A 21089-nucleotide genomic window follows, 5' to 3' on the forward strand; every position below is an offset into this window, starting at 1 on the left:
GTGTCTGGGGCAGGTTGAGGGGGAAACGAAGGGGTGATGATTAATGCGCCGATATGCTCCCGCACTCGCACTGGGAGCGGCCGCGCTGGTCACGGCCACGGGATGCGGTGCGCAGAGCGCCGGCTCCGGCGTGACGAGCGCCGGCTCCCTCGGGAACATCAAGCTGGCAGCCGCCGACGCGGTGCTGCAGAGCGCGCAGAAGGCGGAGGAGGCCACCTCCTACACCGCCGACCTGGTGGCCGAGACCACCGGCGGTGACCAGGGGACGGGCAAGATCCAGGGCACCGTGCGCTACCAGAGCAAGCCCGCGCTCGCCGCGGACGTCACACTGAGCACGATCGCCTTCGGCGGGCAGAACGTCCCCGGTGGGGTGCGCGCGATCCTCACCGACGACTCGGTTTACGTGAAGTCGGAGACGCTGCGGCAGTTCGCCGACACGACCAAGCCGTGGGCCAAGGTCTCGCTCACCGACCTCGGTGCCGGGGAGCAGGCGAAGATCCGCGACTTCATGGCCCAGGCCCAGCAGTTCGACCTGGCCGGGACGGTCAAGATGCTCACGACGTCCGAGGACGTCAAGGCGGTCGGCACCGAGACGGTCGGCGGCGTGGAGACCACCCACTACAGCGGCACCTTCCCGGTGGACAAGGCCGCCCAGGCCATCGACCCGGCCAAGCGCGAGCAGCTCCAGCGGCAGCTCGCGGAGGTCAAGGACGTGAAGTTCGACCTCTGGGCCGACGCCCAGAGCCTGCCCCGCAAGGTCACGATGAGCGGCTCGGAGCAGGGCACCACGTTCAACGCGACGGTGCTCTTCAAGAACTTCAACGAGCCCGTGCAGGTCGCGGCCCCGCCCGCCGACCAGGTGGAGGAGCTGCGCGGGCGCACCGGCGGCAACTGACGTCGCCGCCTGGCCCGACCGATCTCTCGTACGGCCCGCGCCCCGGCCCCTTCCGGCCCGGGGCGCGGGCCGTACGGCTTCGAGGGCGGAAACCGGCGGTTCGCGGGCCTGTGAGGCGCCGTACGGCCCGGCGCGGCCGGGAGCGGGGGGAGATCGCCGAGGGGAGGCGGCCGGGGGCCGGACGTGGTTCGTACGGCGATTTGGCACATGTTCCGGCAGGGCGTATGCTGTCCGTGCCGAAGACCGCCGGTCGTCGTCATGCCTCATGGTGTGTCGACCCAAGGATCCACGTCGTGGACGGCCCGCGTAGGTGTGTAGTGAGTTTCCATTGGGAAAATGCCTTCCTTATGTGAGCCCCGTGCGCCTGCGCCGGGGCTTGTTCTTTTCTCGGGCCTTTGCCGGCGGCACATATGGAAGGAGGCCCATGGCGAAGGCGGAGAAGGCGACGGCCGTAGCCGAGCTCAAGAGCAGCTTCGAAGGCTCGAGCGCCGCCGTTCTGACCGAGTACCGCGGTCTCACCGTCGCGCAGCTCAAGCAGCTGCGCGTCTCTCTCGGTGAGAATGCGAAGTTCGCCGTGGTGAAGAACACGCTGACCAAGATCGCGGCCAACGAGGCCGGGATCAACCAGCTCGACGACCTGCTCGCGGGTCCGTCGGCGATCGCGTTCGTCAAGGGCGACGTGGTCGAGGCTGCCAAGAGTCTGCGTGACTTCGCCAAGGCCAATCCCCTCCTGGTCATCAAGGGCGGTGTCGTCGACGGCAAGTCGATGACGCCGGACGAGATCAGCAAGCTTGCCGACCTTGAGTCGCGTGAGGTTCTCCTCGCGAAGCTGGCCGGCGCTCTGAAGGCCAAGCAGGGCCACGCGGCCGCTGTCTTCAACGCGCTGCCCACCAACATGGCTCAGCTGGCCGAGGCTCTGCGTGCGAAGCGCGCGGAGGCGGGCGAGTAGGTCCGCGCAGGCGGTCCGGGGGATTAGCGCACACGAACCGCGGTCCCAGTTCTTAAGTTTTTAGATCCATACGGAGGAAACCATGGCGAAGCTCACCACCGACGAGCTGCTCGACGCTTTCAAGGAGATGACCCTCCTTGAGCTGTCCGACTTCGTGAAGCTCTTCGAGGAGACCTTCGACGTCAAGGCCGCCGCCCCGGTCGCCGTCGCGGCCGCCCCGGCCGCCGGTGGCGCCGCCGGTGCCGCCGAGGAGGCCGAGGAGCAGGACGAGTTCGACGTCATCCTCGAGGCCGCCGGCGACAAGAAGATCCAGGTCATCAAGGAGATCCGCGCCCTGACCAGCCTGGGCCTCAAGGAGGCCAAGGACCTCGTGGACGGCGCTCCCAAGCCCGTCTTCGACGGCAAGGTCAACAAGGAGCAGGCTGAGAAGGCCAAGGCCGCCCTTGAGGGCGCCGGCGCCACCGTGACCGTCAAGTAAGACCGTCGCGTAAGAAGTATCACCGCGGAAAGAGCGGGTCCACCAGGTGCCGGTGGCCCGCTCTTTTCGTGTCTCCGGGGTCCTCTCCGGCCCTTCCCGGGTCCTCGCCGGGCGCTTCCCGCACTCCGCTCCCCGGTCCTTCCCAGGGCTCTCCCCGCCTTCCGGTCCCCGGCCCTTTCCCGCTCTTCCTCCGCGCCTCTCGCCTTCCGCCCCGGGTTCCTCCCCACCCATGTGCTCTTCCGCGTCCTCCTCGGTGTGGAAAGGCCGATGGCTCCGGCCGCCGGCGGGTTATGATCCGCCCGATGGGGCTCACCGGCCCGGTGGCCCGCGCCGTACGGCCGCCGGCTCGCGTCACGCGGGCCGGGATGGGAGGTGGGGTTCCGATGAACGCCTCCCGGCGTCGCCTCCCGGGGCCCGCCGGTCTCGCACCGGGCCTGCTGGTCCTGGTGCTGCTCGGGGCGGCCCTGTGGGCGGGCGTGGGCCTGCGGGAGGCCCGGGCGGCGGCCGACGACCGCGAGGCGGTGCTCAGGGCGGCGAGGGAGCACGCCATGACCCTGATGTCGGTCGGATACCAGAACGTCGACGCCGACATGCGGCGCGTCCTCGACACCTCGACCGGGCAGGCGCGGGCGGAGTACGCCCGTGACGCCGCCTCCCTGCGGGAGACCACGGTCAGGGACAGGCTCCTGCGGACCGGGGCGCTGCGCGCCTCCGGGATCGTCTCGCTGACGGGGGACACGGCCGTGGCGCTCGTGGTCGGCGACGCGGTGGTCCGGGGGGACGGGAGCGAGAGCGCCCCCCGGGAGCAGTTCTACCGGTGGCGGATGCAACTGGTCAGGACTTCCGGAGGCTGGCTCGTGTCGAGGGTGGAGCAGGTCGCGTGAGGGGCGGATCCCGGACGGTCGCCGCGGCGCTGGGCGCCGTCGCGCTCGTGCTCGCGGTGGTGACCTGGGTCGTGTACGGCGACCTGAGCCGGCTGCGCCAGGAGGAGGCCGACGGTCGCGAGGCGCTCGCGGCGGCCCGCCTGGCCGCCCCCGACATGCTCTCGTACGACTACCGCACGATCGAGCAGGATTTCACGCGGGCGGCGGGATACACCGCCGGCGGCCTCACCGAGCACTACCGCCAGCTCGCCAAGTCGCTGGCCCCGCAGGTCAGGCAGGAGCGCACGGTCCAGCAGGTGACGGTGGCGGGCGCGGCGGTGGAGTCGGTGCGGGCCGGCCGGGTCGACGTGCTGCTGTTCACGAACGTCGGCACGGTCAGGACCCCGCCCGGCGAGAGCGAGCCCCGGCGGCAGGTCATCCAGAACCGTGCCCGGTTGGGCATGGTGAAGCAGGGTTCACGCTGGCTGGTGGCGGAGCTGTCCACCCTGCTTGGCACCCCTCCTCCCGCCTGACCGGCGTGGCGCGCCGGTCAATTATCGGCAAAATCCATGTTTGGGTTCAGCGCCGATCGGGGTAGATGAGCCACGGTAGTGTCGATCGTCGGCCCGGCATGGGCTAGCGTTCGAGCCGTCGTGCGACTGAGCGTTAGCCTCGGCGGGTCGTCGGGTATCGTCCTGAGGCCGATGGTGACGCGCGGTTCGCGGCGGGGAGAACTCCCGGCGTCTCGGCCGTTCCTCGGCTGAAATGTCAGCTCGCGGGCTTGACGTTTCGGCGCTGACGGGCGATGCTGCGACCAACGTGGAGCATGCAGCGAGAGTGGACTGGACAGGTGTATGCCGTTCGGCTACACTGCCCCTTTGCGCTGCCCTTTGACGACCCGCTTCTTTTGGTGCTCCGATGCATGGTCGTCTGGCGTGCGTGTAGTCAGTCCGCCGCGAGCCCTCGGAAGGACATCTGTTGGCAGCCTCGCGCAACGCCTCCGCCGTACCCGCTGGTCCCCGTCGTGTGTCGTTCGCACGCATCCAGGAACCGCTTGAGGTTCCCGACCTTCTCGCTCTGCAGACCGAGTCGTTCGACTGGTTGCTGGGCAACGAGAAGTGGAAGGGGCGGGTCGAGGCGGCTCGCCAGGCCGGGCGCAAGGACGTTCCGGCCCAGTCGGGTCTCGAAGAGATCTTCGAGGAGATCAGTCCCATCGAGGACTTCTCCGGGACCATGTCCCTGTCGTTCCGCGACCACCGGTTCGAGCCGCCCAAGTACTCCGTTGACGAGTGCAAAGACAAGGACATGACCTACTCCGCCCCGATGTTCGTCACGGCGGAGTTCATCAATAACACCACCGGTGAGATCAAGAGCCAGACCGTGTTCATGGGCGACTTCCCGCTCATGACCGGCAAGGGCACCTTCATCATCAACGGCACCGAGCGTGTCGTGGTCTCCCAGCTGGTCCGCTCTCCCGGTGTCTACTTCGACCGCAGTGTCGACAAGACCTCCGACAAGGATCTGTACGGCTGCAAGGTGATCCCCTCGCGGGGGGCCTGGCTGGAGTTCGAGATCGACAAGCGTGACAGCGTCGGGGTGCGCATCGACCGCAAGCGCAAGCAGGCGGTCACGGTGCTGCTGAAGGCGCTGGGCTGGACCAGTGAGCAGATCCTGGAGCGGTTCGGCCAGTACGAGTCGATGCGCGCCACGCTGGAGAAGGACCACACCGCCGGTCAGGACGACGCGCTGCTGGACATCTACCGCAAGCTGCGGCCGGGTGAGCCGCCGACGCGGGAGTCGGCGCAGGCGTTGCTGGAGAACCTGTACTTCAACTCCAAGCGCTACGACCTGGCCAAGGTCGGCCGCTACAAGATCAACAAGAAGCTGGGCGTCGACGCCGACATCACCCAGGGCACGCTGACCGAGGACGACATCGTCGCCACGATCGAGTACATCGTCAAGCTGCACGCCGGCGAGACCTCCATGCAGGGGGCCGGTGGCGGTGAGATCGTCGTGGAGACCGACGACATCGACCACTTCGGCAACCGGCGGCTGCGCAACGTGGGCGAGCTGATCCAGAACCAGGTCCGGCTGGGCCTGGCGCGGATGGAGCGCGTGGTGCGTGAGCGGATGACGACCCAGGACGTCGAGGCGATCACGCCGCAGACCCTGATCAACATCCGCCCGGTCGTGGCGTCGATCAAGGAGTTCTTCGGCACCTCCCAGCTGTCGCAGTTCATGGACCAGACCAACCCGCTGGCCGGCCTGACGCACAAGCGGCGTCTGTCCGCGCTGGGTCCGGGTGGTCTGTCGCGGGAGCGGGCCGGCTTCGAGGTCCGTGACGTCCACCCCTCGCACTACGGCCGCATGTGCCCGATCGAGACGCCCGAGGGCCCCAACATCGGCCTGATCGGCTCGCTGGCCTCCTTCGGCCGGGTCAACTCCTTCGGCTTCGTCGAGACTCCCTACCGGAAGGTCGTCGACGGCCGGGTCACCGAAGAGGTCGAGTACCTCACCGCCGACGAGGAGGACCGGCACGTCATCGCGCAGGCGAACACGCCGATCGCCGCGGACGGCAGCTTCCTGGAGGACCGCGTGCTCGTCCGCCGCAAGGGCGGCGAGTTCGAGTCCGTGCGCGCCTCCGAGGTCGGCTACATGGACGTCTCGGCGCGCCAGATGGTGTCCGTCGCCACCGCGATGATCCCGTTCCTGGAGCACGACGACGCCAACCGCGCGCTCATGGGCTCCAACATGCAGCGCCAGTCGGTGCCGCTGCTCAAGAGCGAGGCGCCGCTGGTCGGCACGGGCATGGAGTACCGCGCCGCCACCGACGCCGGTGACGTGATCAACGCCGAGAAGGCGGGTGTGGTCGAGGAGGTCTCGGCCGACTACGTCACGGTGATGAACGACGACGGCACCCGCACGACCTACCGGGTGGCGAAGTTCAAGCGCTCCAACCAGGGCACCTGCTTCAACCAGAAGCCGATCGTGGCCGAGGGTGACCGCATCGAGGCCGGTCAGGTCATCGCCGACGGTCCCTGCACCGACGACGGTGAGATGGCGCTGGGCAAGAACCTCCTGGTGGCGTTCATGCCGTGGGAGGGCCACAACTACGAGGACGCCATCATCCTGTCCCAGCGGCTGGTGCAGGACGACGTGCTGTCGTCGATCCACATCGAAGAGCACGAGGTCGACGCCCGCGACACCAAGCTGGGCCCCGAGGAGATCACCCGGGACATCCCGAACGTGTCGGAGGAGGTGCTGGCCGATCTCGACGAGCGGGGCATCATCCGCATCGGCGCCGAGGTCGTGCCCGGTGACATCCTGGTCGGCAAGGTCACCCCGAAGGGGGAGACCGAGCTGACGCCGGAGGAGCGGCTGCTGCGCGCGATCTTCGGGGAGAAGGCCCGTGAGGTGCGTGACACCTCGCTGAAGGTGCCGCACGGTGAGCAGGGCAAGGTCATCGGTGTGCGGGTGTTCTCCCGTGAGGAGGGCGACGAGCTGCCGCCGGGCGTCAACGAGCTGGTCCGGGTCTATGTGGCGCAGAAGCGCAAGATCACCGATGGGGACAAGCTCGCGGGCCGGCACGGCAACAAGGGCGTCATCTCCAAGATCCTCCCGGTGGAGGACATGCCGTTCCTGGAGGACGGCACCCCGGTCGACATCATCCTCAACCCGCTCGGTGTGCCGGGCCGGATGAACGTCGGGCAGGTGCTGGAGACCCATCTGGGGTGGATCGCCGCCCGGGGCTGGGACATCTCCGGCATCGAGGAGGCCTGGGCCGAGCGGCTGCGCGACAAGGGCTTCGCCGAGGTCGAGCCGCGCACCAACGTCGCCACCCCGGTGTTCGACGGCGCCAGCGAGGAGGAGATCGTCGGCCTGCTCGGCAGCACGCTGGTCAACCGCGACGGCGGCCGCATGGTCGGCCCGAACGGAAAGGCGCAGCTGTTCGACGGCCGCTCCGGTGAGCCGTTCCCGCACCCGATCTCGGTCGGTTACATCTACATCCTGAAGCTGCTCCACCTGGTGGACGACAAGATCCACGCGCGGTCGACCGGCCCGTACTCCATGATCACCCAGCAGCCGCTCGGCGGTAAGGCCCAGTTCGGCGGCCAGCGCTTCGGTGAGATGGAGGTCTGGGCGCTGGAGGCCTACGGCGCCGCCTACGCCCTGCAGGAGCTGCTGACCATCAAGTCCGACGACGTGCTGGGCCGCGTGAAGGTCTACGAGGCCATCGTCAAGGGCGAGAACATCCCCGAGCCGGGCATCCCCGAGTCCTTCAAGGTGCTCATCAAGGAGATGCAGTCGCTGTGCCTGAACGTCGAGGTGCTCTCCAGCGACGGCATGTCCATCGAGATGCGCGACACCGACGAGGACGTCTTCCGCGCGGCGGAGGAGCTCGGCATCGACCTGTCCCGGCGCGAGCCGAGCAGCGTCGAAGAGGTCTGATCTAGAAGCTGAGGAGGGGATTACAAATGCTGGACGTCAACTTCTTCGACGAGCTTCGGATCGGACTGGCGACGGCCGACGACATCCGTCAGTGGTCGCACGGCGAGGTGAAGAAGCCCGAGACCATCAACTACCGGACCCTCAAGCCCGAGAAGGACGGCCTCTTCTGCGAGAAGATCTTCGGTCCGACCCGGGACTGGGAGTGCTACTGCGGCAAGTACAAGCGCGTCCGCTTCAAGGGCATCATCTGTGAGCGCTGCGGCGTCGAGGTGACCCGGGCCAAGGTGCGCCGTGAGCGGATGGGCCACATCGAGCTGGCCGCGCCGGTCACGCACATCTGGTACTTCAAGGGCGTGCCGTCCCGTCTGGGATACCTGCTCGACCTGGCCCCGAAGGACCTGGAGAAGGTCATCTACTTCGCGGCCTACATGATCACGCACGTGGACAAGGAGCTGCGCGAGCGTGACCTGCCGTCGCTGGAGGCGAAGATCTCCGTCGAGCGGCAGCACATCGAGCAGCGCCGTGACGCCGACGTCGAGGCCCGCCAGAAGAAGCTCGAAAGCGACCTGACCGAGCTGGAGGCCGCCGGCGCCAAGGGCGACCAGCGCCGCAAGGTCCGCGAGGGCGCCGAGCGTGAGATGCGCCAGCTCCGCGACCGGGCCCAGCGCGAGCTGGACCGCCTGGAGGAGGTCTGGAGCCGCTTCAAGAACCTCAAGGTCCAGGACCTCGAGGGCGATGAGCTGCTCTACCGCGAGATGCGCGACCGCTTCGGCCGCTACTTCCGCGGCGGCATGGGCGCCCAGGCCATCCAGGAGCGCCTGTCCAACTTCGACCTCGACGCCGAGGCCGAGAACCTCCGCGAGACGATCCGCAGCGGCAAGGGCCAGAAGAAGGCCCGCGCCCTCAAGCGTCTCAAGGTCGTGTCCGCGTTCCTGAACACGCGCAACTCGCCCAACGGCATGGTCCTCGACTGCATCCCGGTCATCCCGCCGGACCTGCGCCCGATGGTGCAGCTCGACGGTGGCCGGTTCGCGACCTCGGACCTGAACGACCTGTACCGCCGGGTGATCAACCGGAACAACCGCCTCAAGCGTCTCCTCGACCTCGGCGCGCCCGAGATCATCGTGAACAACGAGAAGCGGATGCTCCAGGAGGCCGTCGACGCGCTGTTCGACAACGGCCGCCGCGGCCGCCCGGTCACCGGTCCCGGCAACCGCCCGCTGAAGTCCCTCAGCGACATGCTGAAGGGCAAGCAGGGCCGGTTCCGCCAGAACCTCCTGGGCAAGCGTGTCGACTACTCCGGCCGTTCGGTCATCGTCGTCGGCCCGCAGCTGAAGCTGCACCAGTGCGGTCTGCCCAAGCAGATGGCGCTGGAGCTCTTCAAGCCGTTCGTGATGAAGCGCCTGGTCGACCTGAACCACGCGCAGAACATCAAGTCGGCCAAGCGGATGGTCGAGCGGGCCCGCCCGGTCGTGTGGGACGTCCTCGAAGAGGTCATCACCGAGCACCCCGTGCTGCTCAACCGCGCGCCCACCCTGCACCGCCTGGGCATCCAGGCCTTCGAGCCGCAGCTGGTCGAGGGCAAGGCCATCCAGATCCACCCGCTCGTCTGCACCGCGTTCAACGCGGACTTCGACGGTGACCAGATGGCCGTGCACCTGCCGCTGTCGGCCGAGGCGCAGGCCGAGGCCCGCATCCTGATGCTGTCCACCAACAACATCCTGAAGCCGGCCGACGGCAAGCCGGTCACCATGCCCACCCAGGACATGGTCATCGGCCTGTACTCGCTGACCACCGAGAAGGACGAGAGCGAGAACGCGCCGGGTCAGGGCCGGATCTTCGGCTCGGTGTCGGAGGCCCTCATGGCCTTCGACCGCCGCGAGCTGGACATCCAGGCCAGGATCCAGGTCCGGGTCGACGGGGACGTCCCGCCGCCGCGCGGCTGGCAGGGCCCCGAGGGCTGGGAGCCGGGCGACCCCTACCGCCTGGAGACCACGCTCGGCCGCTGCCTGTTCAACCAGACGCTCCCGGCGAACTACCCGTACGTCAACTTCCAGGTCGGCAAGAAGCAGCTCTCGGCCATCGTCAACGAGCTGGCCGAGAAGTATCCGAAGGTGGAGGTGGCGGCCGCGCTCGACGCGCTCAAGGACGCCGGCTTCTACTGGGCGACCCGGGCCGGTGTGACGATCTCCATCGAGGACGTCATCGCGCCGCCGAACAAGGCCACGATCATGGAGACGTACGAGCGCCGGGCCGACAAGGTTCAGCGCGAGTACGAGCGCGGTCTGATCACGGACGAGGAGCGCCGCCAGGAGCTCATCGAGATCTGGACCCACGCCACCAGCGACGTGACCGACGACATGCAGCAGGCGTTCCCGAAGAGCAACCCGGTCTGGATGATGGTCCAGTCGGGTGCCCGAGGAAACCTGATGCAGGTCCGGCAGATCTCCGGCATCCGCGGTCTGGTGTCCAACACCAAGGGTGAGACGATCCCGCGTCCGATCAAGGCCTCGTTCCGCGAGGGCCTGTCGGTGCTGGAGTACTTCATCTCCACCCACGGACAGCGGAAGGGTCTGGCCGACACCGCGCTGCGTACCGCCGACTCGGGTTACCTGACCCGTCGTCTGGTGGACGTCGCGCAGGACGTCATCGTCCGCGAGATCGACTGCGGCACCGACCGCGCCGTCCCGCTGCACGTCGGTGAGCGTGACGCCCAGGGCAACCTGGTCAAGGCCGAGAACGCCGAGAGCAACGTGCACGGCCGCATCCTGGCCGAGGACGTCGAGGTGGACGGCAAGGTCATCGCGAGCGCGGGTGTCGACATCAACGACATCCACGTCACCGCGCTGGTCGAGGCCGGAGTGGAGACCGTCAGGACCCGCAGCGCCCTCGTCTGCGAGGCCAAGATCGGTGTCTGCGCCACCTGCTACGGCCGTTCGCTCGCGACCGGCAAGCTCGTGGACGTCGGCGAGGCGGTCGGCATCATCGCCGCCCAGTCGATCGGTGAGCCCGGCACCCAGCTGACGATGCGTACCTTCCACACCGGTGGTGTGGCGGGTGCGGACATCACCCACGGTCTGCCCCGTGTCCAGGAGCTCTTCGAGGCGCGCGTCCCCAAGGGCGTCGCCCCGATCAGCGAGGCCGAGGGCCGGGTCCGCATCGACGAGACCGACAAGACCCGGAAGATCGTCATCGTTCCCGACGACGGTTCCGACGAGGTCGCCTACCAGGTCTCGATGCGGTCGCGGATGCTGGTCTCGGAGGGGCAGCACGTCAAGGTGGGCCAGCAGCTGGTCGCCGGTGCGGTCAACCCCAACGAGGTGCTGCGCATCCTCGGCCCGCGGGCCGTGCAGCTGCACCTGGTGGCCGAGGTCCAGCAGGTCTACCGCTCGCAGGGTGTGTCCATCCACGACAAGCACATCGAGATCATCGTCCGGCAGATGCTCAAGCGCGTGAACGTGCTGGAGTCGGGTGACACCGACATGCTGCCCGGTGAGCTCGTCGAGCGGCCCCGCTTCGAGCGGATGAACCGCGAGTGCGTGGCGGAGCAGGGCACGCCGGCCTCCGGCCGCCCGGTTCTGATGGGCATCACCAAGGCGTCGCTGGCCACCGAGTCCTGGCTGTCGGCGGCGTCCTTCCAGGAGACGACCAGGGTGCTCACGGACGCGGCGATCCACGCCAAGTCCGACTCCCTGCTCGGCCTCAAGGAGAACGTCATCATCGGTAAGCTCATCCCGGCCGGTACCGGCATGCCGCAGTACCGCAACGTCCGGGTCGAGCCGACCGAGGAGGCCAAGGCCGCGATGTACACGGTCGGCGGCTACGACGGCTCCGCGGCGGACTACACCTTCGGCTCGGGCTCCGGCGAGGCCGTGCCGCTGGAGGAGTACGACTTCGGTCAGTACAACCGCTGAGTGTGACGCCGACGGCGCCCGTCCCCTCCGGGGGGCGGGCGCCGTCCGCTTTTCCGCCGGATTCTTATTGATCTCTCTTGACCGGAATGTTGCGGTGGAGGCCGGATGTTAACGAGAAGAACGGCCGGAGAAGTCCCGCACGACCGGTAAACTCGTCATGGACCCAGCAGCGGCCGGCGGTGAGTCGGTCGCGGGAGTCATGGCACGAATACGGGTGTCCGATGAGACGGCCGGCAGGCGCAATGGTTTTGACGCGTTGCGCTTGACTGGGTAGTCTTGCCCATCGTGCCCATGTCTTCATGGGCTCTCATGCGTGCGCGTCGACAGGTTCCCACGGGGAGTCGGCAGAGGCGCCGTGTGGCCCCCTCCACCGGGCAGGTTCGGAGATGGCGCGACAAGTGCGCGACACGCCCGACCGCGTGGGTCGGAGTGGGCGGCCACTTCGCAGGTCATGACACCGGCAGTACCTGCAAAGGCAACAACATTCGAATCACCGGCAAGCACGAACGGAGACGCGGTGCCTACGATTCAGCAGCTGGTCCGCAAGGGCCGCCAGGATAAGGTCACCAAGACCAAGACCCCGGCGCTCAAGGCCAGCCCCCAGCGACGCGGCACCTGCATGCGCGTTTACACCACGACCCCCAAGAAGCCGAACTCCGCCCTCCGCAAGGTCGCGCGTGTCCGGCTCACCAACGGCATCGAGGTCACGGCCTACATTCCGGGCGTCGGCCACAACCTTCAGGAGCACTCCATCGTGCTCGTGCGTGGCGGTCGTGTGAAGGACCTGCCGGGTGTTCGCTACAAGATCATCCGTGGCTCGCTCGACACCCAGGGTGTCCGCAACCGCAAGCAGGCCCGTAGCCGTTACGGCGCGAAGAAGGAGAAGTAAGAATGCCTCGCAAGGGTTCTCCTGGTCGTCGTCAGCTCATGGCTGACCCGGTCCACAACTCGCCGCTGGTCACCGCGCTCATCAACAAGGTGCTCCTGGACGGCAAGCGCTCCATCGCGCAGTCCATCGTTTACGGCGCCCTCGAAGGTGCTCGGGAGAAGACCGGCAACGACCCGGTCGTCACCCTGAAGCGCGCGCTGGACAACGTCAAGCCCACCCTCGAGGTCCGCAGCCGCCGCGTCGGCGGTGCGACCTACCAGGTCCCGGTCGAGGTGCGCGCCGCGCGCAGCACCACCCTGGCCCTGCGTTGGCTGGTGCAGTACTCCCGCGCCCGCCGCGAGAAGACCATGACCGAGCGCCTCATGAACGAGCTGCTCGACGCCAGCAATGGCCTCGGCGCCAGCGTCAAGAAGCGCGAGGACACCCACAAGATGGCCGAGTCCAACAAGGCCTTCGCCCACTACCGCTGGTAACAGCGGGTTCGACGAGACGACGAGGACGCGAGAGAAGTGGCCACCACGACCGCTCTTGACCTGGCCAAGGTCCGAAACATCGGCATCATGGCCCACATCGACGCGGGCAAGACCACCACGACCGAGCGCATCCTGTTCTACACCGGCATCAACTACAAGCTCGGTGAGGTCCACGAGGGCGCAGCCACGATGGACTGGATGGAGCAGGAGCAGGAGCGTGGTATCACCATCACCTCCGCTGCTACGACCTGCGAGTGGCTCGGTCACACGATCAACATCATCGACACGCCGGGCCACGTCGACTTCACCATCGAGGTGGAGCGCTCGCTCCGCGTCCTCGACGGCGCCGTCGCCGTGTTCGACGGTGTGGCGGGTGTCGAGCCGCAGTCCGAGACGGTCTGGCGCCAGGCCGACGGTTACGGCGTGCCCCGTATCTGCTTCGTCAACAAGATGGACCGCGTCGGCGCGGAGTTCCACCGCTGCGTCGACATGATGGTCAGCCGGCTGAACGCCACTCCGGCGGTCCTCCAGCTTCCCTGGGGCGTCGAGGCCGACTTCAAGGGCGTCATCGACCTGGTGAAGATGAAGGGCCTGCTCTGGAGCGCCGAGGCGGCCAAGGGCGAGATGTACGAGGTCGTCGACATCCCGGCCGAGTACGCCGACGCCGCCCGTGAGTGGCGCGACAAGCTCGTCGAGACCGTCGCCGAGAACGACGACGAGCTGATGGAGCTCTTCCTGGAGGGCACCGAGCCCACCGAGGAGCAGCTGGTCGCGGCCATCCGCCGCGCGACGCTGGCCAGCGCCATCAACCCGGTCCTGACCGGCACCGCGTTCAAGAACAAGGGCGTCCAGCCCCTGCTCGACGCGATCGTCGCCTACCTCCCGGCGCCGACCGACATCCCGGCCTTCAAGGGCCACGCGGTCGGCAACGAGGAGGAGACCGTCGAGCGTCACGCGGACGTGAGCGAGCCGTTCGCCGCGCTGGCCTTCAAGATCATGAGCGACCCGCACCTCGGCCGTCTCACCTACATCCGCATCTACTCGGGCACCCTCGAGTCCGGCTCCGGGGTCATCAACTCCGTGAAGGGCCGCAAGGAGCGGATCGGCAAGATCTACCAGATGCACGCGAACAAGCGCGAGGAGCGCCCGTCCGCGCACGCCGGTCAGATCGTCGCCGTGATGGGCCTGAAGGACACCACCACCGGTGACACCCTGTGCGACCCGGCCCACCAGGTCGTCCTGGAGTCGATGACGTTCCCGGCCCCGGTCATCAACGTCGCGATCGAGCCCAAGACCAAGGGCGACCAGGAGAAGCTCAGCACCGCCATCCAGCGGCTGGCCGAGGAGGACCCGTCCTTCCAGGTCCGTCGTGACGAGGAGACCGGCCAGACGGTCATCTGGGGTATGGGCGAGCTCCACCTGGAGATCCTCGTCGACCGGATGCGCCGCGAGTTCAAGGTCGAGGCCAACGTCGGCCGGCCGCAGGTCGCCTACCGGGAGACCATTCGCCGCAAGGTGGAGAAGGTCGACTACACCCACAAGAAGCAGACCGGTGGTTCCGGCCAGTTCGCCCGGGTCATCATCGACCTCGAGCCGCTCGGCGAAGGCAACGACGGTTACGAGTTCGCGAACAAGGTCTCCGGTGGCCGCATCCCGCGGGAGTACATCCCGTCGGTGGACGCGGGCGCCCAGGAGGCCGCCGAGTTCGGTGTTCTCGCCGGCTACCCCATGGTCGGGGTGAAGGTCACCCTGCAGGACGGCGCCTTCCACGAGGTCGACTCGTCCGAAATGGCCTTCAAGATCGCTGGATCGATGGCCTTCAAGGAGGCCGCGCGCAAGGCGGACGCCGTGATCCTGGAGCCGGTGATGGCCGTCGAGGTCACCACCCCCGAGGACTACATGGGCGACGTCATCGGCGACCTCAACGGCCGCCGCGGGCAGATCCGGGCGATGGACGAGCGCGCCGGCGCGCGTATCGTCCAGGCGCTCGTGCCGCTCTCTGAGATGTTCGGCTACGTGGGTGACCTTCGTAGCAAGACGCAGGGGCGCGCCAGCTTCAGCATGTTGTTCGACTCCTACGCGGAAGTGCCTGCGCACATCGCCAAGGAGATCGTCGCGAAGGTGCGGGGCGAGTAAGTCCGGCATCCGTTCCGGTGGCGGAGGCGATCTGATCGCCTCCCTGCCGGGGGTGCGGGGAGCGAGTGCTCGCCGGCCGGTCCCGTGAGGGACCGGCCTCCCCAAGCCCGAGTGAAAAGACGCAAGTCAAGTCAGAATCTCTAAGGAGACAGACAGTGGCCAAGGCCAAGTTCGAGCGGACCAAGCCGCACGTAAACATCGGCACCATTGGGCACATCGACCACGGCAAGACCACTCTGACCGCGGCGATCACCAAGGTGCTCCACGAGCGTTTCCCTGAGCTCAACGAGGCGACCCCGTTCGACAAGATCGACAAGGCGCCCGAGGAGAAGGCCCGCGGCATCACGATCTCCATCGCGCACGTCGAGTACCAGACCGAGAAGCGCCACTACGCTCACGTGGACTGCCCCGGTCACGCCGACTACGTGAAGAACATGATCACCGGTGCGGCCCAGATGGACGGCGCGATCCTCGTGGTCGCCGCCACCGACGGCCCGATGCCGCAGACGAAGGAGCACGTCCTCCTGGCCCGCCAGGTCGGCGTCCCCTACATCGTCGTGGCCCTCAACAAGGCCGACATGGTCGACGACGAGGAGATCCTGGAGCTCGTCGAGCTCGAGGTCCGTGAGCTTCTCTCGGCCCAGGAGTTCCCCGGCGACGACCTGCCGGTCGTCCGCGTCTCCGCTCTCAAGGCCCTTGAGGGCGACGAGAAGTGGGGCGACAGCATCATCGAGCTCATGACCGCCGTGGACGAGAACGTCCCCGAGCCGACCCGTGAGACCGAGAAGCCGTTCCTCATGCCGATCGAGGACGTGTTCTCGATCACCGGTCGCGGCACCGTCGTCACCGGCCGTATCGAGCGCGGCATCGTCAAGGTCAACGAGACCGTCGACATCGTCGGCATCAAGGACACCAAGACCACGACCACGGTCACCGGTGTCGAGATGTTCCGCAAGCTCCTCGACGAGGGCCAGGCCGGTGACAACGTCGGTCTGCTCCTCCGCGGCATCAAGCGCGAGGACGTCGAGCGCGGCCAGTGTGTCATCAAGCCGGGCACCACGACTCCGCACACGGAGTTCGAGGGCCAGGTCTACATCCTCTCGAAGGACGAGGGTGGCCGCCACACGCCGTTCTTCAACAACTACCGTCCGCAGTTCTACTTCCGTACGACTGACGTGACCGGCGTTGTGAACCTGCCGGAGGGCACCGAGATGGTCATGCCCGGTGACAACACCGAGATGACCGTCCAGCTCATCCAGCCGATCGCGATGGAGGAGGGCCTCAAGTTCGCGATCCGCGAGGGTGGCCGTACCGTCGGCGCCGGCCGTGTGACGAAGATCATCAAGTAGTACGATCGCGGAGTGGCGGTCGGCCCTCGACTCAGAGGGCCGGCCGCCGCACCACGAGGTGGCCGTGCCGTACGGCGCGCGCCGCCGGGCGAGACCCACGAACCGTGATCTCGCAGTTGGTTCGGCCGAAGTGACCGAAGTAACTGCCAGATCACGGAAGAAAGCGCAGACCGTAAGCGTCTGCTACGTGGGGCACGGACGAGGACGCCACGCCGGAGACGGCGCGGGCCGCCAGGCCCGGCGGACTCGGCCATCACATAGCGGCCACAGGCCGCACGCAACTTTTTCAGACGACAGCGAAGGACACCGAGGCCATTATGGCGGGACAGAAGATCCGCATCCGGCTCAAGGCCTATGACCACGAGGTCATCGACAGCTCGGCCAAGAAGATCGTCGAGACGGTGACGCGGACTGGCGCTAAGGTCGCGGGCCCGGTTCCGCTGCCGACCGAGAAGAACGTGTACTGCGTCATCCGCTCGCCGCACAAGTACAAGGACAGCCGCGAGCACTTCGAGATGCGCACGCACAAGCGGCTCATTGACATCATCGACCCGACGCCGAAGACGGTCGACTCGCTCATGCGACTCGACCTTCCCGCCGGCGTTGACATCTCGATCAAGCTCTGAGGGAACGCACTGACATGGCTAAGCAGATCAAGGGCGTCCTGGGCAAGAAGCTCGGCATGACCCAGGTCTTCGACGCGGACAACCGGATGGTCCCGGTGACCGTCGTCGAGGCCGGTCCGTGCGTGGTGACCCGCGTCCGCACCACCGAGAAGGACGGCTACTCCGCCATCCAGCTCGGCTTCGGGCAGGTCGACCCCCGGAAGGTCAACAAGCCGCTCGGCGACTACCTCCGCAAGCACGACATCACCCCGCGCCGTTACTTCGCGGAGATCCGTACCGACGACGCGAGCGACTACACCCTCGGCCAGGAGCTTCTGGCCGACACCTTCGAGGCCGGCCAGTTCGTCGACGTGACGGGCAAGAGCAAGGGCAAGGGCTTCGCCGGTGTCATGAAGCGGCACGGCTTCGGGGGTCTGGGCGCTTCGCACGGTACCCAGCGCAAGCACCGCTCGCCGGGTTCCATCGGTGGCTGCGCCACCCCGGGCCGCGTCTTCAAGGGCCTGCGCATGGCCGGTCGGATGGGCAACGTCCGCACCACCATCCAGAGCCTCAAGGTCCACGCTGTGGACGCCGAGAAGAATCTCATCCTGATCAAGGGTGCGATCCCCGGCGCCAACGGCAGCCTGGTCCTCGTCCGCACCTCTGCCAAGAAGGGGGCTGCCAAGTGAGCACCATTGACGTCCTCGACGTGCGCGGGGCCAAGTCGGGCACCGTCGACCTGCCCGAAGACATCTTCGGCGCCAAGGTCAACATTCCTCTGATCCACCAGGTCGTCGTGGCCCAGCTCGCCGCTCGCCGGCAGGGCACCCACAAGGCCAAGACCCGCGGTGAGGTCAGCGGCGGCGGCAAGAAGCCGTACCGCCAGAAGGGCACCGGCCGCGCCCGCCAGGGCTCGACCCGCGCCCCGCAGTTCGCCGGCGGTGGCACCGTCCACGGCCCGGTCCCGCGGGACTACAGCCAGAAGACGCCCAAGAAGATGAAGGCCGCCGCGCTGCGCGGCGCCCTCTCCGACCGGGCCGGCGGCGGCCGCATTCACGTGGTCAGCGGCCTGGTCGAGGGCGAGACCCCGAAGACCAAGGCGGCCCTGGAGTCGCTGCGGAAGATCACGCAGGCTCGCAGCGTCCTCGTCGTCGTCGACGAGGGTGACGAGCTCACCTGGCTCAGCCTGCGTAACGCTCCCGAGGTCCACCTGCTGGACGCGGGACAGCTGAACACCTACGACGTGCTCTGCTACGACGACGTCGTTTTCACCCAGGCGGCGTACGACCAGGTCGTGGCGCGTCTGGGCAAGAGCGGGAAGGAAGACGCCTGATGGAGAAGATCGCCGACCCGCGCGACATCATCATCAAGCCGGTTGTCTCCGAGAAGAGCTACGGCCTGATCGACGAGCACAACAAGTACACGTTCCTGGTGCGGAAGACGGCCAACAAGACGCAGGTCAAGATCGCCATTGAGCAGATCTTCGGCGTCAAGGTGGCCAGCGTCAACACCATCAACCGCCAGGGCAAGCGCAAGCGGACCAAGTTCGGCTTCGGCCAGCGTCCCAGCACCAAGCGCGCGATCGTGAGCCTGGTCGAAGGCGACCGGATCGACATCTTCGGTCAGGTCGGCTGACCCGCTCGCACGTAAGTACCCGGCCGGAGCGCCCCCCGTCCCACGACGGGGGGCATTCGGCCGGATCAACCGACAAAGGATGAACGAAAAAGATGGGCATCCGTAAGCTCAAGCCGACGACCCCGGGTCGCCGCGGCGCCAGCGTCTCGGACTTCGCCGAGATCACGCGCAGCACGCCCGAGAAGTCGCTGCTGGCGCCCCTGCACAGCAAGGGCGGCCGCAACGTCCACGGCAGGGTCACCACCCGCCACCAGGGCGGCGGCCACAAGCGCGCCTACCGGATCATCGACTTCCGGCGCCACGACAAGGACGGGATCCCGGCCAAGGTCGCTCACATCGAGTACGACCCGAACCGCACCTCCCGCATCGCACTGCTGCACTACGCCGACGGGGAGAAGCGCTACATCCTCTGCCCGACCGGTCTCAAGCAGGGCGACCTGATCGAGAACGGCCCCACGGCCGACATCAAGCCGGGTAACTGCCTCCCGCTGCGCAACATCCCGACCGGTACCTTCATCCACGCGGTGGAGCTCCGTCCGGGCGGTGGCGCCAAGCTGGGCCGGTCCGCCGGTGCGCAGATCCAGCTTCTCGCCAAGGAGGGCCAGTACGCCACGCTGCGCATGCCCTCCGGCGAAATGCGCCAGGTCGACGTCCGCTGCCGGGCCTCCATCGGCCAGGTCGGCAACGCCGAGCAGGGCAACATCAACTGGGGTAAGGCCGGCCGTATGCGGTGGAAGGGCAAGCGCCCCACCGTTCGCGGTGTCGCGATGAACCCGGTCGACCACCCGCACGGTGGTGGTGAGGGTAAGACCTCCGGCGGCCGTCACCCGGTGAACCCCAAGGGCAAGCCCGAGGGTCGTACTCGTGCGGCGAACAAGGCCAGCGACCGGCTGATCATCCGCCGTAGGACCAAGCGGAAGAAGCGGTAGGAGCAGCCAAAATGCCACGTAGCCTTAAGAAGGGTCCCTTCGTGGACGACCACCTTCAGAAGAAGGTGGACTCGCAGAACGAGAAGGGCACCAAGAACGTCATCAAGACGTGGTCGCGGCGCTCCATGATCGTGCCCGACATGCTCGGTCACACGATCGCCGTCCACGACGGCCGCAAGCATGTCCCGGTGTTCGTCACCGAGTCGATGATCGGTCACAAGCTCGGCGAGTTCGCCCCCACGCGGACGTTCCGCAGCCACGTCAAGGAAGACCGCCGCAGCCGGCGGTAAGCGCCTCAGCGAAGCAGAAGTAAGAGGAGTAAGCGATGGAAGCCAGGGCTCAGGTGCGGTTCGCGCGCCACACGCCCATGAAGGCCCGCCGTGTGGTGGACCTCATTCGCGGGCTGCCCGCTTCGGAGGCGCAGGCCGTGCTGCAGTTCGCTCCCCAGGCGGCGAGCGAGACCGTGTACAAGGTGCTGTCGAGCGCCATTGCGAACGCGGAGCACAACTTCAAGCTCGACCGCGACACGCTCTTCGTGAGCCGTGCGTGGGTCGACGAGGGCCCGACCCTGAAGCGGTTCCGTCCCCGCGCCCAGGGTCGTGCCTATCGGATCAACAAGCGGACGAGCCACATCACCGTGATCGTGGAGTCCCGCGAGCCGAAGGGGAGGACCCGCTAGTGGGTCAGAAGGTAAACCCGCACGGGTTCCGCCTCGGCATCACGACCGACTTCAAGAGCCGGTGGTATGCCGACAAGCTCTACAAGTCGTACGTCGCCGAGGACGTGGCGATCCGCCGCATGCTCAAGAAGGGCATGGAGCGGGCCGGCATCTCCAAGGTGGAGATCGAGCGGACCACCGACCGGGTACAGGTCGACATCCACACCGCCCGTCCGGGCATCGTCATCGGCCGCCGCGGCGCCGAGGCCGACCGGATCCGCGGTGACCTCGAGAAGCTGACCAAGAAGCAGGTCCAGCTGAACATCCTCGAGGTCAAGAACCCCGAGATCGACGCCCAGCTCGTCGCGCAGGGTGTGGCCGAGCAGCTGTCCAGCCGTGTCTCGTTCCGGCGGGCCATGCGCAAGGCGATGCAGTCGGCGATGAAGAGCGGCGCCAAGGGCATCCGGGTGCAGTGCTCCGGCCGTCTGGGCGGCGCCGAGATGTCGCGTTCGGAGTTCTACCGCGAGGGCCGCGTGCCCCTGCACACGCTCCGCGCCGACATCGACTACGGCCTCTACGAGGCCCGCACCACCTTCGGCCGCATCGGCGTGAAGGTGTGGATCTACAAGGGTGAGGCCCCGACCAGCCGCGCCGAGCGCGAGGCGGCCGCCGCCGGCGCCCGCGCCGGTCAGCGTCGCGACCGCGACGACCGTCGTGGCGGCGCCGACCGTCCTCGTCGTGGCGCCGGTGACCGTCCGCGCCGCGGTGGCGCCGGTCGCGGCGACCGCGCCCCCAGGAACGAGGCGGCCTCGCAGGCTGCCCCCGAGACCGGCCCGGCTACGCAGCCGGGTGCTGAAGGGAGCTGAC

General features: G+C 67.6%; 19 protein-coding genes. All 19 read left to right on the plus strand.

Translation table 11 applies throughout. The features are described 5' to 3' along the window. The first annotated feature begins 43 nt into the window (after window positions 1-43). The 19 genes from ACQP10_RS04820 to rpsC all read left to right on the plus strand — a co-directional run bounded on the left by ACQP10_RS04820 (window position 44) and on the right by rpsC (window position 21088). Window positions 44-895, plus strand: a complete 852-nt coding sequence (locus ACQP10_RS04820; protein WP_179819706.1) for an LppX_LprAFG lipoprotein — start codon at window positions 44-46, stop codon at window positions 893-895. A 424-nt stretch (window positions 896-1319) separates the two neighbouring features. Next, window positions 1320-1844, plus strand: coding sequence for a 50S ribosomal protein L10 (gene rplJ / locus ACQP10_RS04825; RefSeq protein ID WP_179819705.1), 525 nt, complete (start codon window positions 1320-1322; stop codon window positions 1842-1844). A gap of 82 nt (window positions 1845-1926) precedes the next feature. After that, the gene (gene rplL, locus ACQP10_RS04830; RefSeq protein ID WP_179819704.1) at window positions 1927-2322 is read left to right on the plus strand and encodes a 50S ribosomal protein L7/L12; all 396 of its coding nucleotides are present in this window, start codon (window positions 1927-1929) and stop codon (window positions 2320-2322) included. A gap of 302 nt (window positions 2323-2624) precedes the next feature. After that, on the plus strand, window positions 2625-3206 hold the full coding sequence (locus ACQP10_RS04835) for a hypothetical protein (RefSeq protein ID WP_399499122.1): 582 nt from the start codon (window positions 2625-2627) through the stop codon (window positions 3204-3206). Next, window positions 3203-3718, plus strand: coding sequence for a hypothetical protein (locus ACQP10_RS04840; protein WP_346017581.1), 516 nt, complete (start codon window positions 3203-3205; stop codon window positions 3716-3718). Before ACQP10_RS04835 ends, ACQP10_RS04840 begins: the two co-directional genes overlap by 4 nt. A gap of 445 nt (window positions 3719-4163) precedes the next feature. Beyond that, window positions 4164-7634 carry a DNA-directed RNA polymerase subunit beta gene (gene rpoB, locus ACQP10_RS04845; RefSeq protein WP_346017580.1) on the plus strand — a complete coding sequence of 1157 codons (3471 nt, stop codon included), beginning with the start codon at window positions 4164-4166 and terminating at the stop codon, window positions 7632-7634. Between the two features lie 26 nt (window positions 7635-7660). After that, entirely contained in the window at window positions 7661-11548 is a 3888-nt protein-coding gene (locus ACQP10_RS04850; RefSeq protein ID WP_179819700.1) for a DNA-directed RNA polymerase subunit beta', read from the plus strand. A 517-nt stretch (window positions 11549-12065) separates the two neighbouring features. Next, the gene (gene rpsL / locus ACQP10_RS04855; RefSeq protein WP_012887826.1) at window positions 12066-12437 is read left to right on the plus strand and encodes a 30S ribosomal protein S12; all 372 of its coding nucleotides are present in this window, start codon (window positions 12066-12068) and stop codon (window positions 12435-12437) included. Window positions 12438-12439: 2 nt separating this feature from the next. Continuing rightward, window positions 12440-12910 carry a 30S ribosomal protein S7 gene (gene rpsG, locus ACQP10_RS04860; RefSeq protein WP_179819699.1) on the plus strand — a complete coding sequence of 157 codons (471 nt, stop codon included), beginning with the start codon at window positions 12440-12442 and terminating at the stop codon, window positions 12908-12910. Window positions 12911-12997: 87 nt separating this feature from the next. Continuing rightward, the gene (gene fusA / locus ACQP10_RS04865; RefSeq protein ID WP_218912117.1) at window positions 12998-15046 is read left to right on the plus strand and encodes an elongation factor G; all 2049 of its coding nucleotides are present in this window, start codon (window positions 12998-13000) and stop codon (window positions 15044-15046) included. Window positions 15047-15201: 155 nt separating this feature from the next. After that, entirely contained in the window at window positions 15202-16395 is a 1194-nt protein-coding gene (tuf, locus tag ACQP10_RS04870) for an elongation factor Tu (RefSeq protein WP_179819697.1), read from the plus strand. Between the two features lie 317 nt (window positions 16396-16712). Further along, a complete protein-coding gene (gene rpsJ / locus ACQP10_RS04875) occupies window positions 16713-17021 on the plus strand; it encodes a 30S ribosomal protein S10 (protein WP_012887830.1) in 309 nt (102 codons plus the stop codon). A gap of 14 nt (window positions 17022-17035) precedes the next feature. Beyond that, window positions 17036-17689, plus strand: coding sequence for a 50S ribosomal protein L3 (gene rplC, locus ACQP10_RS04880; RefSeq protein ID WP_346017579.1), 654 nt, complete (start codon window positions 17036-17038; stop codon window positions 17687-17689). Continuing rightward, on the plus strand, window positions 17686-18333 hold the full coding sequence (gene rplD, locus ACQP10_RS04885; RefSeq protein ID WP_346017578.1) for a 50S ribosomal protein L4: 648 nt from the start codon (window positions 17686-17688) through the stop codon (window positions 18331-18333). Before rplC ends, rplD begins: the two co-directional genes overlap by 4 nt. Next, window positions 18333-18635, plus strand: a complete 303-nt coding sequence (gene rplW / locus ACQP10_RS04890) for a 50S ribosomal protein L23 (RefSeq protein WP_179819694.1) — start codon at window positions 18333-18335, stop codon at window positions 18633-18635. The genes rplD and rplW overlap by 1 nt, the downstream gene beginning before the upstream one ends. A gap of 92 nt (window positions 18636-18727) precedes the next feature. Beyond that, window positions 18728-19564, plus strand: coding sequence for a 50S ribosomal protein L2 (gene rplB / locus ACQP10_RS04895; protein ID WP_179819693.1), 837 nt, complete (start codon window positions 18728-18730; stop codon window positions 19562-19564). A gap of 11 nt (window positions 19565-19575) precedes the next feature. Further along, window positions 19576-19854, plus strand: a complete 279-nt coding sequence (rpsS, locus tag ACQP10_RS04900; RefSeq protein WP_179819692.1) for a 30S ribosomal protein S19 — start codon at window positions 19576-19578, stop codon at window positions 19852-19854. 35 nt (window positions 19855-19889) lie between these two features. Then, entirely contained in the window at window positions 19890-20243 is a 354-nt protein-coding gene (rplV, locus tag ACQP10_RS04905) for a 50S ribosomal protein L22 (RefSeq protein WP_179819691.1), read from the plus strand. Further along, window positions 20243-21088 (plus strand): 30S ribosomal protein S3, encoded by an 846-nt coding sequence (rpsC, locus tag ACQP10_RS04910; RefSeq protein WP_179819690.1) that lies wholly within the window; start codon window positions 20243-20245, stop codon window positions 21086-21088. The genes rplV and rpsC overlap by 1 nt, the downstream gene beginning before the upstream one ends. Window position 21089: the final 1 nt, after the last annotated feature.

Source organism: Streptosporangium sandarakinum (assembly GCF_050942225.1).
In the GTDB taxonomy this organism is placed as follows: Bacteria; Actinomycetota; Actinomycetes; order Streptosporangiales; family Streptosporangiaceae; genus Streptosporangium; species Streptosporangium nondiastaticum.

What these genes read in the sequence shown, in the direction of transcription:
- ACQP10_RS04820 (WP_179819706.1), top strand. Translation starts at nt 44, where the DNA reads ATGCGCCGATATGCTCCCGCACTCGCACTGGGAGCGGCCGCGCTGGTC.
- rplJ (WP_179819705.1), top strand. Translation starts at nt 1,320, where the DNA reads ATGGCGAAGGCGGAGAAGGCGACGGCCGTAGCCGAGCTCAAGAGCAGC.
- rplL (WP_179819704.1), top strand. Translation starts at nt 1,927, where the DNA reads ATGGCGAAGCTCACCACCGACGAGCTGCTCGACGCTTTCAAGGAGATG.
- ACQP10_RS04835 (WP_399499122.1), top strand. Translation starts at nt 2,625, where the DNA reads ATGGGGCTCACCGGCCCGGTGGCCCGCGCCGTACGGCCGCCGGCTCGC.
- ACQP10_RS04850 (WP_179819700.1), top strand. Translation starts at nt 7,661, where the DNA reads ATGCTGGACGTCAACTTCTTCGACGAGCTTCGGATCGGACTGGCGACG.
- rpsG (WP_179819699.1), top strand. Translation starts at nt 12,440, where the DNA reads ATGCCTCGCAAGGGTTCTCCTGGTCGTCGTCAGCTCATGGCTGACCCG.
- fusA (WP_218912117.1), top strand. Translation starts at nt 12,998, where the DNA reads ATGGCCCACATCGACGCGGGCAAGACCACCACGACCGAGCGCATCCTG.
- rpsJ (WP_012887830.1), top strand. Translation starts at nt 16,713, where the DNA reads ATGGCGGGACAGAAGATCCGCATCCGGCTCAAGGCCTATGACCACGAG.
- rplC (WP_346017579.1), top strand. Translation starts at nt 17,036, where the DNA reads ATGGCTAAGCAGATCAAGGGCGTCCTGGGCAAGAAGCTCGGCATGACC.
- rplW (WP_179819694.1), top strand. Translation starts at nt 18,333, where the DNA reads ATGGAGAAGATCGCCGACCCGCGCGACATCATCATCAAGCCGGTTGTC.
- rplB (WP_179819693.1), top strand. Translation starts at nt 18,728, where the DNA reads ATGGGCATCCGTAAGCTCAAGCCGACGACCCCGGGTCGCCGCGGCGCC.
- rpsS (WP_179819692.1), top strand. Translation starts at nt 19,576, where the DNA reads ATGCCACGTAGCCTTAAGAAGGGTCCCTTCGTGGACGACCACCTTCAG.
- rplV (WP_179819691.1), top strand. Translation starts at nt 19,890, where the DNA reads ATGGAAGCCAGGGCTCAGGTGCGGTTCGCGCGCCACACGCCCATGAAG.